Genomic DNA, 14,588 nt, shown 5'->3' on the forward strand with positions numbered 1-14,588 from the left:
TCTGCCGGGCCGCCTTCTGCGTGCGCGCCTGCGGCGGGAATGTGCGCCTGGCGCGGAAGGATCAATGTCATACGCCCGCGGGAGGCGTACATTCCCGCGCAAAGCGCCCGCCGCAAACCTGATGCGCGTCGCGTATGACCAACGGATGCGCAGCGCGCCAGAATCCACTGCTCATATGAGCAGAATCGTGCGCGAACGTCGGTTCCCTTCTAAGCTGGATGCGAGAGGAGGATGCCATGGACGACGATCTGCTGATGGTGCGCGTAGCCGAGCTCTCATACGACGAGAACAAGACGCAGGACGAGATCGGCGCCCTTCTCGACATCTCCCGCTGGAAGGTCGGCCGTCTGCTCGTGCAGGCCCGCGAGCGCGGCATCGTGCGCATCGAGATCGTGCACCCTCGCGCCCGCCGGCTCGGCCTCGAACGAGCGCTCACCGAGCGCTATGGCCTGAAGGATGCCGTCGTCGTGCCCGCATCCGATGAGCCTGACCTGCTGCTCGACCGCGTCGCCGCGGCGGCCGCTGACCTGCTCACGGCGCTGCGCCCGGTTCCTCGGGTGCTCGCCGTCAGCTGGGGGCGCACACTCACCGCCGTCGCCGACGCGCTGCCGAAGGGCTGGACCACCGGTGTCACCGTCGTGCAGGCCAACGGGGGAGTGAGCCTGAACCGCCGTTCCGGCGGTGCGGCATCGGTCGCCGTCACCATGGCCGAGCGGGGCGGCGGGCAGGCCGTGCTGCTGCCCAGTCCCGCGATCCTGGAACGCATCGAGACCAAGCAGGCCATCGAGGCTGACCGCACCATCGCTGCCATCCTCGACCAGGCTGCGCACGCGAACACCTTCCTGTTCACCGCGGGCCCGTGCGATCCAGCATCCGCCCACGTCGAGAACGGCTACCTCAGCACTGCCGACATCACCGAGCTCGCCGGACGCGGAGCGGTCGGCGACGTGCTCGGCCGCTACATCGACGCCGATGGCAACATCGTCGACCCGCAACTCGACGCCCGCACCGTCGGCGTCGCCCTTGACCAGGTGCGATTCGCACCTCGATCGATCTTCGTCACCGCCGGCGCCCCCAAGCACGACATCGCGCGTACAGTCGTCAGCAACGGGCTGTGCAGCGTCGTGGTGACAGACGAATCCACAGCACAAGCACTCTTGGAGGAGATGTGACGACCACAGAACTGGCCCGCCGCACGGCGGTGGATGTGCTCGGCGGTGACCCCGACGACCAGACCCTGCGACGCTTCCTGCACGGCCTTCCCGGCGTCGACGCCGTCGGACTCGAGCAGCGCGCCGCCGGTCTCGGCACCCGCTCGATCAAGACCACGTCGAAGGCCTGGGCACTCGACAAGATCATCTCGCTCATCGACCTGACCACGCTCGAGGGTGCGGACACGGCGGGCAAGGTGCGATCGCTGGTGGCGAAGGCGAAGACCCCGGATGCCAGTGACCAGAGCACCCCGCTGGTCGCAGCCGTCTGCGTGTACGGCGACATGGTCGGCCACGCCGTCGAGGCGCTCGGCGCTCTGCACGGCGACCCCGACGACGGGCGCATCTCAGTTGCCGCCGTCGCGACTGCGTTCCCATCGGGGCGTGCATCGCTCGAGATCAAGCTGGCCGACACCGCGGATGCTGTCGCCGCCGGCGCCGACGAGATCGACATGGTCATCGACCGCGGAGCCTTCCTGGAGGGGCGCTACGGACTGGTCTTCGATCAGATCGCCCAGGTGAAGGAGGCCTGCCGCCGCGAGGACGGCACCTACGCTTCGCTGAAGGTCATCATGGAGACCGGCGAGCTGAACACCTACGACAACATCAAGCGCGCATCGTGGCTGTCGATCCTCGCCGGCGGTGACTTCATCAAGACGTCCACCGGCAAGGTGCAGCCTGCAGCGACCCTGCCGACCACGCTGCTGATGCTCGAGACCGTGCGCGACTGGCATCGTGCGACAGGGGAGAAGATCGGCGTGAAGCCGGCCGGTGGCATCCGAACCTCCAAGGACGCCATCAAGTACCTGGTCACCGTCGCCGAGACGACGGGCGAGGAATGGCTGCAGCCGCACCTGTTCCGCTTCGGCGCATCGAGCCTGCTCAACGACGTGCTGCTGCAGCGCCAGAAGATCACCACCGGCCACTACTCCGGCCCCGACTACGTCACGATCGACTGAGGACCCGATATGTCATTCCTGGAATATGCTCCGGCACCGGAGTCGAAGGCGATCCTGAATCTCAAGGACAGCTACGGGCTGTTCATCGACGGGGAGTTCGTCGACGGGACGGGATCCAGCTTCCACACCATCTCGCCGGCTGACGAGAGCAGCATCGCCGAGATCGCGTCCGCCTCGGACGAGGACATCGACCGCGCCGTCACTGCGGCCCGCCGCGCGCACGACAAGGTGTGGTCGAAGATGAGCGGCCGCGACCGCGGCAAGTACCTGTTCCGCATCGCGCGACTGGTGCAGGAACGCGCCCGTGAGCTGGCCGTGGCCGAGAGCCTCGACAACGGCAAGCCCATCAAGGAGAGCCGCGACGTGGATGTGCCACTGGTGGCATCCTGGTTCTTCTACTACGCGGGGTGGGCCGACAAGCTCGACTACGCCGGCCTCGGAGCGAACCCGCGCGCCCTGGGAGTTGCCGGACAGATCATCCCCTGGAACTTCCCGCTGCTCATGCTGGCGTGGAAGATCGCCCCGGCTCTGGCAGCAGGCAACACGGTGGTGCTCAAGCCCGCCGAGACCACTCCGCTGACGGCACTGATCTTCGCCGAGATCGTGCAGCAGTCTGGCCTCCCCGCCGGTGTCGTGAACATCGTCACCGGCGCCGGTGCCACCGGGGCCACTCTGGTGCGACATGCTGATGTCGACAAGGTCGCCTTCACCGGCTCCACCGGCGTCGGCCGCAACATCGCCAAGGCGATCGCCGGCACCGACAAGCGGGTGACGCTCGAACTGGGCGGCAAGGCGGCGAACATCGTCTTCGATGACGCGCCCATCGACCAGGCTGTCGAGGGCATCGTCAACGGCATCTTCTTCAACCAGGGGCACGTGTGCTGCGCGGGCAGCCGCCTGCTGGTGCAGGAGTCGATCCACGACGAGGTCATCGATCGGCTCAAGCACCGCCTGTCGACACTGCGACTTGGCGACCCGCTCGACAAGAACACCGACATCGGAGCGATCAACTCGGCGGCGCAGCTGGAGCGCATCCGCGAACTGAGCGACATCGGCGAGGCCGAGGGCGCCGAGCGCTGGACAGCCGACTGCGTGATCCCCGACAAGGGCTTCTGGTTCGCACCGACGATCTTCACCGGCGTCGAGGCCTCGCACCGCATCGCCCGCGATGAGGTCTTCGGGCCGGTGCTGTCGGTGCTCACCTTCCGCACCCCCGCAGAGGCCATCGCCAAGGCCAACAACACCCCGTACGGCCTGTCGGCCGGCATCTGGAGCGACAAGGGTTCGCGGATCCTCGCCGTCGCCGATCGGCTGCGCGCCGGTGTGGTGTGGGCGAACACGTTCAACCGTTTCGACCCGTCGAGTCCGTTCGGCGGCTACAAGGAATCCGGCTACGGCCGGGAGGGCGGCCGCCACGGCCTGACCGCGTACCTCAAGGGAGCATCGGCATGAGCAAGCGACTGACTGTTCCGAAGACGTACAAGCTCGCCATCGGCGGGGCCTTCCCGCGCAGCGAGTCCGGCCGCACCTACGAGGTCGTCTCGGCGAAGGGCGCGTTCCTGGCGAACGCCGCGAAGGCATCGCGGAAGGATGCCAGGGATGCCGTCGTCGCTGCGCGCAGCGGCGTGAAGGGCTGGTCCGGCGCCACCGCGTACAACCGCGGACAGGTGCTGTACCGAGTCGCCGAGATCCTCGAGGGGCGGCGCGCCCAGTTCGTCGACGAGATCGTCGACCAGGAAGGCGTCTCGGCCGCCCTCGCCGGCGCGCAGGTGGATGCTGCCATCGATCTGTGGGTCTGGTACGCGGGCTGGTGCGACAAGTACGCGCAGGTCGCCGGCAACGCGAACCCGGTCTCCGGCCCGTACTTCAACATCTCGGTGCCGGAGCCGACGGGGGTCGTCGCGACGGTCGCGCCGCAGGATTCCGCGCTGCTGGGTCTCGTGTCCGCGGTCGCCCCGGCCCTGGTCATGGGCAACACGGTCGTCGTGATCGCCAGCGAGCAGTTCCCGCTCTCGGCGATCAGCTTCGCCGAAGTGCTCGCCACCAGCGATGTGCCTGGCGGAGTGGTCAACGTGCTCACCGGCTCGCCCGCCGAGATCGCTCCGTGGCTGGCATCCCACGCCGACGTCAACGCACTCGACCTCACCGGTGCCGGCGGCCTCGATTGGGTCGACCTCGAGATCGCTGCCGCCGACACGCTCAAGCGGGTGCTGCGCCCCGGTTCGACGGAACCGAGCCTCGACCGCATCACCGCGTTCACCGAGACCAAGACCGTCTGGCACACCAAGTCCATGGTGTGAGCTGGCAGCTGAGGAGGGTCCGGGGCGCGCATCGGCGCGTTTCGGACCCTTCTTTTGTCTGCGCGCCAATCCGCCCCGGTGTCCGTGCGTGCGGTTAGGCTCGAATGACGATCTCTTGATCCCCCGAGGAGGACGCAGATGGCTCGCATCGGTGAAAGCGCTGACCTGTTCAAGTGCTCATTCTGTGGAAAGAGCCAGAAGCAGGTGCAGCAGCTCATCGCCGGCCCTGGCGTGTACATCTGCGATGAGTGCGTCGAGCTGTGCAACGAGATCATCGAAGAGCGCATGGCCGAGGCGGGCACCGGTCCCGTCGCCGACTTCGATCTGCCCAAGCCGCGCGAGATCTTCTCGTTCCTCGAGGAGTACGTGGTCGGACAGGACCCAGCCAAGCGCGCGCTGGCCGTCGCGGTGTACAACCACTACAAGCGCGTGCGCGCCCGTGGCACCCTGCAGCCGGCCGAGCAGAAGGCCGAAGAGATCGAGGTCGCCAAGAGCAACATCCTCATGCTCGGCCCGACCGGCTGCGGCAAGACATATCTCGCCCAGACCCTCGCCAAGCGGCTCAACGTGCCTTTCGCGGTGGCCGACGCCACGGCGCTCACCGAGGCCGGCTATGTCGGAGAAGACGTCGAGAACATCCTGCTGAAGCTGCTGCAGGCTGCCGACTACGACACCAAGCGCGCCGAGACCGGCATCATCTACATCGACGAGATCGACAAGATCGCCCGCAAGGCCGAGAACCCGTCGATCACCCGTGATGTATCAGGCGAGGGCGTGCAGCAGGCGCTGCTCAAGATCCTCGAGGGCACTGTCGCCTCGGTTCCGCCGCAGGGCGGGCGCAAGCACCCGCATCAGGAATTCCTGCAGGTCGACACCACCAACGTGCTCTTCATCGTCGCCGGCGCCTTCGCGGGGCTCGAGGAGATCATCTCGTCGCGTGTCGGCAAGCACGGCGTCGGCTTCGGCGCCCCGCTGCACGACAAGGGCAAGGACCTCGATCTGTTCAGCGAGGTGCTTCCCGAGGACCTGCACAAGTTCGGCCTGATCCCTGAGTTCATCGGCCGCCTGCCCGTCGTCACCTCGGTGTCGCCGCTGGATCAGGAAGCGCTGATCGAGATCCTCACCGGCCCGCGCAACGCCCTGGTCAAGCAGTACCAGCGCATGTTCGAGCTCGATGGCGTGCAGCTCGAGTTCGACGACGACGCGCTGCGCTCGATCGCCGACCTCGCCGTGCTCCGCAAGACCGGTGCCCGTGGCCTCCGCGCGATCCTCGAAGAGGTGCTCGGCCCGATCATGTTCGAGATCCCCTCGGCGGAGGACGTCTCGAAGGTGGTCGTCACCAAGGCAGCCGTCGAAGAAGGCGCCCCTCCCACTGTGGTTATGTCGCGCAAGCGCAAGAGCGCCTGAGCCCAGTGGTGGGCGGCCGACCGACCCCATGGCAGGTCGTCAGCAGCGAGCAGATCGTCAAGGACCGCTGGATCAGCTTGCGCGCCGATACCTGCGTTGATGGCGAGGGGCGCACCATCAGCCCCTACTACGTGCTCGATCCGTCGGATTGGATCACGGTGGTCGCCCTCGACGAAGCGGGCCGGGTGATCGCGGTCGAGGAGTACCGGCACGGCGCCGGTATCGTCGCGATCGGGCTCGTGGGCGGTGCGGTCGATGACGGCGAGGATCCGAAGGATGCTGCGCTTCGCGAGCTGCGCGAGGAGACCGGCTACGCCGCCGCAGAGATCATCGACCTCGGCTCGACCTGGGCGAACTGGGGCAATCACACCAACCGATCGCATCATTTCCTCGCCCGCGGATGCCGGCGTGTCACCGAGCAGTCACTCGACGACACTGAGGCGATCGCCGTGCACGTTACATCACTCGACAGCCTCGGCGAGAGCCTGGGGCAGAGCTACCACCTGCTGACTTGGCTGAAAGCGAGCCAGTGGCTGCGCGCGGAGCAGGCCGGCTGATCCGCGTCAGCGGGACTGGATGTCCGAGGTCAGGAGTACGGTCGCGCCATGCGACCGTTCCAGATCTCCGTACCTGATGACGTGCTGGATGACCTGCGGGAGCGATTGAGTCGCACCCGATCGCTGCCCGATTCACCCCGCCGACCCGCAACCGGCATGACCTCGGCATTTCTCGGCGAGCTGGTCGGAACGTGGAAGGAGCTCGACTGGCGCGCACGAGAAGCCTGGCTCAACCAGCATCCGCAGTTCATCGCCGATGTGCGGGGCACTGGCATCCACTTCGCACACCTTCCGTCCGCGCGCGCAGACGCACCTGCGCTGTTGGTCATGCACGGCTGGCCGCATACGTTCGCACTGCAACTCGATTTCGCGCGCCTACTGCCTGACTTCCACGTCGTGGTGCCGAGCCTGCCTGGCTTCGCCTTCTCGGAGCCCTATGACGGCACCTTGACCGAGACCGTGATGGCCGAGCTCATGCACGCGCTGATGACCGAGGTGCTCGGCTATGAGCGATTCATCACGTATGGCGAGGACGTCTCGGCGAACGTCAGCGATCTGATCGCGGCGACCCATCCGGAATCCGTGTCGGGAATCCTCGCCACTCACGCCCATTTCGGCACCGACCAGGAGCGATCGCTTCTCGATGACCCCGCGGCACGGGCGTTCTTCGACCGGCTCGCGGCCGGCGGCGGCCCTGACGGCGCATACGGTCACGTGCAGGGGACTCGACCCGACACGCTCGCTGCGGCGCTGAACGATTCGCCCGCAGGTCTGCTCGCGTGGATCGGCGAGAAGCTCGTCGAGTGGAGCGACACCCCCGCGTCGCAGCCGAACCTGCTCGAGCACCACATCTCGCGCGAGCGCATCCTCACCGAGGCGATGATCTACTGGGTGACGCAGAGCATCGCCACATCCTTCCGGCCGTACTTCGACGGGGGAGAGCAGACGTCGATTCCGCCCGTCGAGGTGCCGGCGGCCGTCGCGATCCAACGCCATGAGCATGACTATCCTGAGTCGGTCGCGCGCAGCTTCTACCGCGACGTGCGCTCGTTCGAGCGGATGCCGGAGGGCGGACATTTCGCCGTGGCCGAAGTGCCGCAGGCCATGGCGGACCGCATGCGATGGTTCGCGACGGATCTCGGATTGCTGCCACATTCTCGGAGAAGGGCATAGCTTCGGAGGAATCAGCGCGATTCCTCCGAGGTCATGCCATTCTCCGGAGATCTGCCGCGCAGGACGGGCCGAACCCCAGCCCTCAGGCGCCCCGGCTCTCAGGCATCCAGCCCGCGGCGCTTCAGCAGCGGTGCGATCTCGGCATCCCGCCCACGGAAGTCACGATAGGCCTCCAACGGGTCCTTCGAACCGCCGACTCCCAGCAGACGCTGTCGGAACCGGTCGCCGTTCTTGCGTGTGAGACCGCCATTCGAGCGGAACCACTCCACGGTGTCGGCGTCGAGCACCTCGCTCCAGATGTACGAGTAGTACCCGGCGCTGTATCCGCCCGAGAACACGTGCGCGAAGTACGTCGACGAGTAGCGGGTCGGCACGACCGGGTTCAGCAGGCCGACATCAGCCAGCGCAGCCTGCTCGAACGCCGCCACGTCATCGACCTCGTCGCCTTCGCGCAGCCGGTGCCAGGCCTGATCGAGCCACGCGGCCGCGAGGTACTCGCTGGTGGCGTGCCCCTGGTCGAACGTTCCCGTCGCGCGCAGACGCTTGACGATGGCCGGATCCAGCGGCTCGCCGGTCTCGTGGTGACGTGCGTAATTGCTGAGCACGTCGTCCCACAGGATCCACATCTCATTGACCTGGCTGGGGAACTCCACGAAGTCGCGGAAGACGTTCGTACCCGAGAAGTGCGGGTAGGCGACGCGCGCGAACAGTCCGTGCAGGGCGTGCCCGAACTCGTGGAACAGGGTCGTGACCTCGTCGAGCGTCAGCAGGGTGGGCTGTCCATCGCCGGGCTGTGACACGTTGAGGTTGTTCGCGACGACCGGCAGAGTGCCGCGCAACGCGGATTCGCTGACGATGGGGTTCATCCATGCGCCGCCGCGCTTGGAGTCGCGGGTGTACAGGTCGAGCACGTACAGGCCCACGGCCGAGCCGTCCTCGTCGTGGATCTCGAAGACGCGCGCGCCAGGGTGGTACGTGGGCAGATCGGTGCGCTCGGCGAATCGGATGCCGTACAGCTGCGTCGCGGCGAAGAACACGCCGTCCTGCAGCACCCGCTCCGCCTCGAAGTACGGGCGCATGGCCGCGGTGTCGATGTCGTAGCGGGCCTGACGCACCTTCTCGGTGTAGAACGCCCAGTCATGCGCTTCGACAGGGAACGGCTCAGCCTCGGTCGTGTCGATGATCTGCTGCAGGGCCTCCCGCTCGCGCTCGGCGTTGCGCGCAGCCGGGACTGCGAGCTCGCGCAGCATCCGCTCGACGACCTCCGGCGATCCCGCCGTCTCGTCGGCGGTGACGTACGCGGCGTGCGAGTCGTAGCCGAGCAGCGCAGCGCGCTCGGCGCGCAGCGTGACGATCTCGGTGAGCGCGGCGCGGTTGTCGTGCTCGTCGCCGCGCGACGCGCGGGAGAGCGACGCCGCCATGATGCGGCGGCGGCTCTCGCGCACCGTGAGCGAGGCGAGGTACGGATGCCCGCTGAACAGCGGCAGAGAGACGAGGAACTTCCCGCCCAGACCACGATCGGCCGCAGCGCGGGCCGTCGCGCTGAGCTCGCCCTCCGACAGCCCGTCGAGCTCGGCGGCGTCATCGAAGACCACCGCCAGCTCGTTCGTGTCGCCGAGGAGGTTCTTCTCGAAGGTCGTGCTGAGCGTCGACAGGCGCTGGTTCAGTTCGGTGAGTCGTGCCTTGGCTTCGTCGTCCAGTGCCGCGCCGGCGTGCGTCATCTCGCGGAAGTGCCGCTGCACGAGGTAGCGCTGCTCGTCGGTGAGGTCGGAGCGCTCGTCGAGCCGGTCGTGCACCTGCGACACGCGCCAGTACAGCTGGCCGTCGAGCAGGATGGCGTCCTGGTGCGCGGCCATGAGCGGCGCCAGCTCTTCGTCGATCGCCTGGATATCGGGCGTGGCATCTGCGGAGCTCACGGTGTAGAACGCGTGCGCCACGCGGTCGAGCAGCTCTCCGCTGCGCTCCAGGGCCTCGATCGTGTTCTCGAAAGTGGGCATCGACCGCACCATCGTCATCGCACGCACTTCGGCCAGCTGCTCGGCGAATCCCTCTCGGAATGCCGGCAGGTAGTGCTCAGGACGGATGGTCGCGTAATCCGGCAGCCCGTAGGGGAGCGCGGAAGGGACGAGCAGCGGGTTCGTGGCCTCGGTCATGGGATCGAGCCTACGGCCCCGCGGATCGTCACTCGCTCAGCCGCGCCATCACACGCTGCAGGCCCTCCACCACGACGCGCACGCTGCGACGGCGCAGCGTCTCGGGCCTGGCGAGCACGTCGATCATGCGATGGTTGCCGACGCCGTGCAGCGGCAGGCGCACGATGTCGCTGTCGTCGACACTGCGCGACGTGTACCGCGGCAGCATCCCGATCGCATCCCCGGCCGCGACCACGGCGGCGACCGCGCCGTAGTCGTTGATGCGGTGCTGCACCTGGGGCGCGACATTGGCCACTGCCGCGATCGCCTTGAGCACGTCATCGGGGGAGTACCCGACACGGCTGGTCACCCAGCGCTCGCCGGCAACGTCGGCGGGCGTCAGCGACGTGCGCTGCGCCAACGGGTGGGTCGTCGCCACCGCGACGTCGAGCGGCTCGCGCACGAGAGTGAGAGCGCGGATGCCCTGCACCGGCCACGGCGGCGAATGCTCCATCCGGTGTGCAAGAACCAGGTCGTACCGCGCGGTCAGGGCGGGGAACTCGCTCTGGGCGACATCCTCGTCGGTCAACTGCACGGTAGGGGTGGCCGCGGTGGCGGCCAGATCGCGCAGCAGCGGCCCGAACAGGGCCTGCCCGACGCTGTGGAAGCCGCTCACGCTCACGGTGCCGGTGCTTTCGTGCTCGAACTCGTCGAGCGCGTTCCGGGCCGCCGCCATGGCATCGATCGCCTCCGCGCCGGCGGCGGCAAGCACGTGACCAGCGGCCGTGAGGGCGAGCGTGCGGCCCTCCTTGCGAGTGAGTGGGGTGCGGAAGCCGCGCTGCAGCGCGGCCAGCTGCTGCGAGACGGCTGAGGGCGTCACGCGCAGCGCATCGGCGACCGCCGTGACGCTGCCGAGAGTGCCCAGCTCGCGCAAGATCTGCAACTGATGAAGTTCCACCGATTCAGTTTAGGTGTCGCTTAATCAACCGTGCAGTAGGTGGTGATTGCTCTTCAGGGTTCGGGGGAGTGGGATCGAAGTATGAAGGCACGATCGTGAAGTTATGGGCATGAGGGCACTGGCATGAAGGCACTGTTCAAGAGCGGTCCGCACGCGGGTCTCGAGATGGTCGACCGTCCGGACCCTGTTGCCGGCACGGGTGAGGTCATCATCCGCGTGCTGCGCACCGGCATCTGCGGAACCGATCTGCACATCCGGCGTTGGGACGAGTGGGCAGCATCCGCCATCAACACCCCGCTCATCCCCGGTCACGAGTTCTACGGCGAGGTCGTCGAGGTCGGGCCGCTCGTGCACGACATCGCCGTCGGCGACCGGGTCTCAGGGGAGGGGCACATCGTCTGCGGAACCTGCCGCAACTGCCGTGCAGGACGCCGGCAGATGTGCATCCGCACCATCGGCCTCGGCCTGCAGCGCGACGGCGCGTTCGCGGAATACCTCTCGCTGCCGGCGACCAACGTCTGGGTGCACCACGAGGACGTCACCCCCGAGCTCGGCGCGATCTTCGACCCGCTCGGCAACGCCGTGCACACAGCCCTCACCTACCGCGTCGTGGGCGAGGATGTGCTGGTCACCGGATGCGGCCCGATCGGCCTCATGTCGATCGCCGTCGCCCGCCACGCCGGAGCCCGCTACATCGTCGCCACCGATGTGAGCGCGCCCCGACTCGAGATGGCGGGCCTGATGGGCGCCGACGAGGTCGTCGATGTCTCTCAGCACGACATCCGCGAGGCGCAGAAGGGTCTTGGCATGCGCGAGGGCTTCGACATCGGCTTCGAGATGAGCGGCGCCCCCTCGGCGCTTCCGGCCATGATCGACAACATGAAGCACGGCGGGCAGATCGCGATGCTCGGCCTGCCCAGCAGCGGCTTCGACATCGACTGGGGCAAGCTGGTCACGCACATGCTGACCATCAAGGGCATCTACGGGCGTGAGATGTTCGAGACGTGGAACGCGATGGGCGCCATGCTGCACACCAGCGCCACCCTGCGCGACGCGATCAGTCGCGTCATCGCCGACTGCATCCCTGCCCGCGACTGGGAGCGCGGCTTCGCCGCCGCCGAGTCTGCGGGCACAGGCAAGATCATCCTCGACTGGACCGAGCTGTAGAGAAATCCGAGCTGTAGAGAAACCCGAGCTGTAGAGAAAGCGGAACTGTGATGTACACGAGCTTCAAGAACCACCTCCAAGGCGAACTGGCCGGGATCGAGGCAGCCGGACTCACCAAGCGCGAGCGCGGCATCGCAGGGCCGCAGCAGGCCGAGATCACCACCGGCGGCATGCAGGTGCTGAACTTCTGCGCCAACAATTACCTGGGCCTCGCCGACGATCCCCGCATCCTCGCGGCCGCCAAGGGAGCCCTCGATGAGTGGGGCTACGGGATGGCCAGCGTGCGCTTCATCTGCGGCACCCAGGATCAGCACCTCGACCTCGAGCGTCGCCTGGCCGCGTTCCTCGGCACCGATGACGCGATCCTGTACTCGTCGTGCTTCGACGCCAACGGCGGGGTGTTCGAGACGCTGTTCTCTGCGGAGGACGCCATCATCTCGGACGAACTCAACCACGCGTCGATCATCGATGGCATCCGACTCTCGAAAGCCCGCCGGTTGCGCTACCGCAACCGGGACATGGCTGATCTCGAAGAGCAGTTGAAGGCGGCGTCGGATGCCCGTTTCCGCGTCGTCGTGACCGATGGCGTCTTCTCGATGGACGGCTACATCGCCCCGCTGCAGGAGATCTGCGATCTGGCGGAACGCTACGACGCGCTCGTGTTCGTCGACGACTCGCACGCAGTCGGCTTCGTCGGCGAGAACGGTCGCGGCACGCCAGAGCTGTGCGGCGTCTCGGACCGCGTCGACATCTACACCGGCACCTTCGGGAAGGCCCTCGGCGGGGCATCCGGCGGGTACGTTGCCGCCCACGCCGACATCGTCGCTCTGCTGCGCCAGCGTTCGCGTCCGTACCTGTTCTCGAACACGCTGGCTCCGTCGATCGTGGCCGGCACGCTGACCGCGCTCGACCTGGTCGAGGGCTCGGCCGACCTGCGCGCCCGCCTGCGGGAGAACGCCGCACTGTTCCGTCGCCGGATGACGGAGGAGGGCTTCGAGCTGCTGCCGGGGGAGCACCCGATCGTTCCGGTGATGTTCGGAGATGCCGCGCTGACCGCCCGCATGGCTGACGAGATGCAGAAGCAGGGTGTGTACGTGACGGCCTTCAGCTTCCCCGTGGTGCCTCGTGGGCTCGCGCGCATCCGCGTGCAGCTGTCGGCGGCGCACACGCGGGACCAGGTGGAGCGCTGCGTGGCCGCATTCGTCGCGGCTCGGGATGCCGTGAGCTGAGGCATACCAGTCACGCGCCCCAGTACCGGCGCCGGATCCGTCCCCAGTCATTGCCGGGGAGCTGCGGATACAGCAGTGAAGCCGCGAGGCAGTACTTGCTGACCGAGTGAGGGCGGATGCCGCTGTGCACCAGCAGGCGATCCAGCGCCCCCATCCCGTCGGCCGACTTGGTCTCCACGAGCACCTCAGCAGGCCCCGGGATCCGCTTTGCGCCGAAGACGCTGTCGAGATCCTGGTCGATGGTGATGCGATGGTCACCGTCGGTGAGGGTGGTGCGTCGGTAGTCGGTCTCGAGCACCGGCCGCAGACGGGTCGCATCCATGCCGATGAGCGGACCGACGTAGGCGTGTCCGTCATGGTCCAGCAGGCCCAGGCGAGAGGGATCGTGCATCTGGCGCTGTTTCACCGTCATGCCGCGCAGCCCCTTGGACTTGACCTCCAGACGGCAGTCGCCGGAATCGACGTACAGCCGGGTGCGCACCTTGAATCGGTGCCGACGGCGCTGCACGTGCTGTCGGAAGAACGCGAAGTCCGGAGTGTCCAGGTAGACCGTCCGGTATCGGAACGTGCGCGTCTCGCCGATCTGCAGCACCCGCAGCCCATCGGGCAGCAGCCGGGTGAGCATGTCGCGCGGGATGAAGTACTTGCGGTCGATGCGGCTCATCAGCGCCGCTGACTCGTCCAACTCCGGCAGGGAGATGGGTGGCAGCTCCCTCACCAGCTGCGCCAGCGCACTCATACCGACACGTGCGGTCGAGCGGCAGCGGGGTTCGCCTCGGCGTGCTGCGCCGACACACCGGCACCCGAGGGGAAAGGCGCCGGTGCCGTCGACACGACGCGAGCCGGCACTGCCTGCTGTACGGCGATCGGGTCCGCTGCCGCGGGGCGCGCGGATCGCGCCACCTGGTAGCGGGCGTCGACGACGGTGATCTCGCGCACCAGATCGAGCTCGAGCACCTCGAAGCGGACGGACGTGGCGTTGAACGTGTCGCGCAGCACCTGCTCGAGCTCGACCTCGTCGAGATACGCGCGATCCAGGGTCACCGTGCGGCGGCGCGATCGGCGTGCGGTCCACCGGCTGTCGACGATGAACATCGCCAGCACGATCACGGCTGCGAGCGCTGGTGCTGCCCACACCGGGGTAGGGCGCAAGCCCGTGAGCAGGCCGAGCACGAGCGAGACGAAGTAGTAGGCGATCTCCTGCTGCGTGATCTGGTCGGAGCGCAGCCGGATGATCGACAGGATGCCGAACAGGCCGATGCCCAGGCCGATGCCGACCTCGACCGAGCTGAGGGCCACGGTGACCGCGAACACCCCGATGTTCAAGGCGATGTACGACAGCAGCAGGTCGCGGCGGCGGTGCCGGCGGAAGTAGAGCACGTAGGCCAGCAGGGTGATGGCGACGAGATCGGTGATGATGGCGATGGCCAGAGACATGTGATCCTCCTCAGATCGACGATGATCTCCACGATTCCGGTCGCGGTCGCAGGGAGGA

General features: G+C 67.5%; 13 protein-coding genes. 9 read left to right on the forward strand and 4 right to left on the reverse strand.

Features of this window, described 5'->3' with window-relative positions; all coding sequences use genetic code 11:
• Positions 1 to 236: 236 nt before the first annotated feature.
• From MNR00_RS06985 to MNR00_RS07015, 7 genes are all read left to right on the forward strand, one after another.
• A complete protein-coding gene (locus tag MNR00_RS06985; RefSeq protein ID WP_241928430.1) occupies positions 237 to 1,172 on the forward strand; it encodes a sugar-binding domain-containing protein in 936 nt (311 codons plus the stop codon).
• Positions 1,169 to 2,170: a deoxyribose-phosphate aldolase gene (gene deoC, locus MNR00_RS06990; RefSeq protein WP_241928431.1), complete on the forward strand. Its 1,002-nt coding sequence runs from the start codon at positions 1,169 to 1,171 to the stop codon at positions 2,168 to 2,170. Before MNR00_RS06985 ends, deoC begins: the two co-directional genes overlap by 4 nt.
• Positions 2,171 to 2,179: 9 nt before the next feature.
• Positions 2,180 to 3,622, forward strand: a complete 1,443-nt coding sequence (locus MNR00_RS06995) for an aldehyde dehydrogenase family protein (protein WP_241928432.1) — start codon at positions 2,180 to 2,182, stop codon at positions 3,620 to 3,622.
• Positions 3,619 to 4,470: an aldehyde dehydrogenase family protein gene (locus MNR00_RS07000; RefSeq protein ID WP_241928433.1), complete on the forward strand. Its 852-nt coding sequence runs from the start codon at positions 3,619 to 3,621 to the stop codon at positions 4,468 to 4,470. The genes MNR00_RS06995 and MNR00_RS07000 overlap by 4 nt, the downstream gene beginning before the upstream one ends.
• A gap of 138 nt (positions 4,471 to 4,608) precedes the next feature.
• Positions 4,609 to 5,877 carry an ATP-dependent Clp protease ATP-binding subunit ClpX gene (gene clpX, locus MNR00_RS07005; protein WP_241928434.1) on the forward strand — a complete coding sequence of 423 codons (1,269 nt, stop codon included), beginning with the start codon at positions 4,609 to 4,611 and terminating at the stop codon, positions 5,875 to 5,877.
• Positions 5,878 to 5,882: 5 nt separating this feature from the next.
• The gene (locus MNR00_RS07010; protein WP_241928435.1) at positions 5,883 to 6,434 is read left to right on the forward strand and encodes an NUDIX hydrolase; all 552 of its coding nucleotides are present in this window, start codon (positions 5,883 to 5,885) and stop codon (positions 6,432 to 6,434) included.
• A 48-nt stretch (positions 6,435 to 6,482) separates the two neighbouring features.
• Positions 6,483 to 7,607 (forward strand): epoxide hydrolase, encoded by a 1,125-nt coding sequence (locus tag MNR00_RS07015; RefSeq protein WP_241928436.1) that lies wholly within the window; start codon positions 6,483 to 6,485, stop codon positions 7,605 to 7,607.
• Between the two features lie 98 nt (positions 7,608 to 7,705).
• Here the strand turns inward: MNR00_RS07015 and MNR00_RS07020 are convergent, their stop codons facing one another.
• Both MNR00_RS07020 and MNR00_RS07025 read right to left on the reverse strand, forming a co-directional pair.
• The gene (locus tag MNR00_RS07020) at positions 7,706 to 9,760 is read right to left on the reverse strand and encodes a M3 family metallopeptidase (RefSeq protein WP_241928437.1); all 2,055 of its coding nucleotides are present in this window, start codon (positions 9,758 to 9,760) and stop codon (positions 7,706 to 7,708) included.
• A 28-nt stretch (positions 9,761 to 9,788) separates the two neighbouring features.
• The gene (locus MNR00_RS07025) at positions 9,789 to 10,697 is read right to left on the reverse strand and encodes a LysR family transcriptional regulator (RefSeq protein ID WP_241928438.1); all 909 of its coding nucleotides are present in this window, start codon (positions 10,695 to 10,697) and stop codon (positions 9,789 to 9,791) included.
• A 123-nt stretch (positions 10,698 to 10,820) separates the two neighbouring features.
• Between MNR00_RS07025 and tdh the strand changes: the two genes are divergently transcribed.
• Positions 10,821 to 11,864 carry an L-threonine 3-dehydrogenase gene (gene tdh / locus MNR00_RS07030; RefSeq protein WP_241928439.1) on the forward strand — a complete coding sequence of 348 codons (1,044 nt, stop codon included), beginning with the start codon at positions 10,821 to 10,823 and terminating at the stop codon, positions 11,862 to 11,864.
• Between the two features lie 50 nt (positions 11,865 to 11,914).
• Positions 11,915 to 13,093: a glycine C-acetyltransferase gene (locus MNR00_RS07035; RefSeq protein ID WP_241928440.1), complete on the forward strand. Its 1,179-nt coding sequence runs from the start codon at positions 11,915 to 11,917 to the stop codon at positions 13,091 to 13,093.
• Positions 13,094 to 13,103: 10 nt separating this feature from the next.
• Here the strand turns inward: MNR00_RS07035 and MNR00_RS07040 are convergent, their stop codons facing one another.
• Together MNR00_RS07040 and MNR00_RS07045 are read right to left on the reverse strand one after the other, a co-directional pair.
• Positions 13,104 to 13,832 (reverse strand): polyphosphate polymerase domain-containing protein, encoded by a 729-nt coding sequence (locus tag MNR00_RS07040; RefSeq protein ID WP_241928441.1) that lies wholly within the window; start codon positions 13,830 to 13,832, stop codon positions 13,104 to 13,106.
• The gene (locus tag MNR00_RS07045; RefSeq protein WP_241928442.1) at positions 13,829 to 14,530 is read right to left on the reverse strand and encodes a DUF4956 domain-containing protein; all 702 of its coding nucleotides are present in this window, start codon (positions 14,528 to 14,530) and stop codon (positions 13,829 to 13,831) included. Before MNR00_RS07045 ends, MNR00_RS07040 begins: the two co-directional genes overlap by 4 nt.
• Positions 14,531 to 14,588 lie beyond the last annotated feature (58 nt).

The organism is Microbacterium sp. H1-D42, assembly GCF_022637555.1.
Classification (GTDB): Bacteria; Actinomycetota; Actinomycetes; order Actinomycetales; family Microbacteriaceae; genus Microbacterium.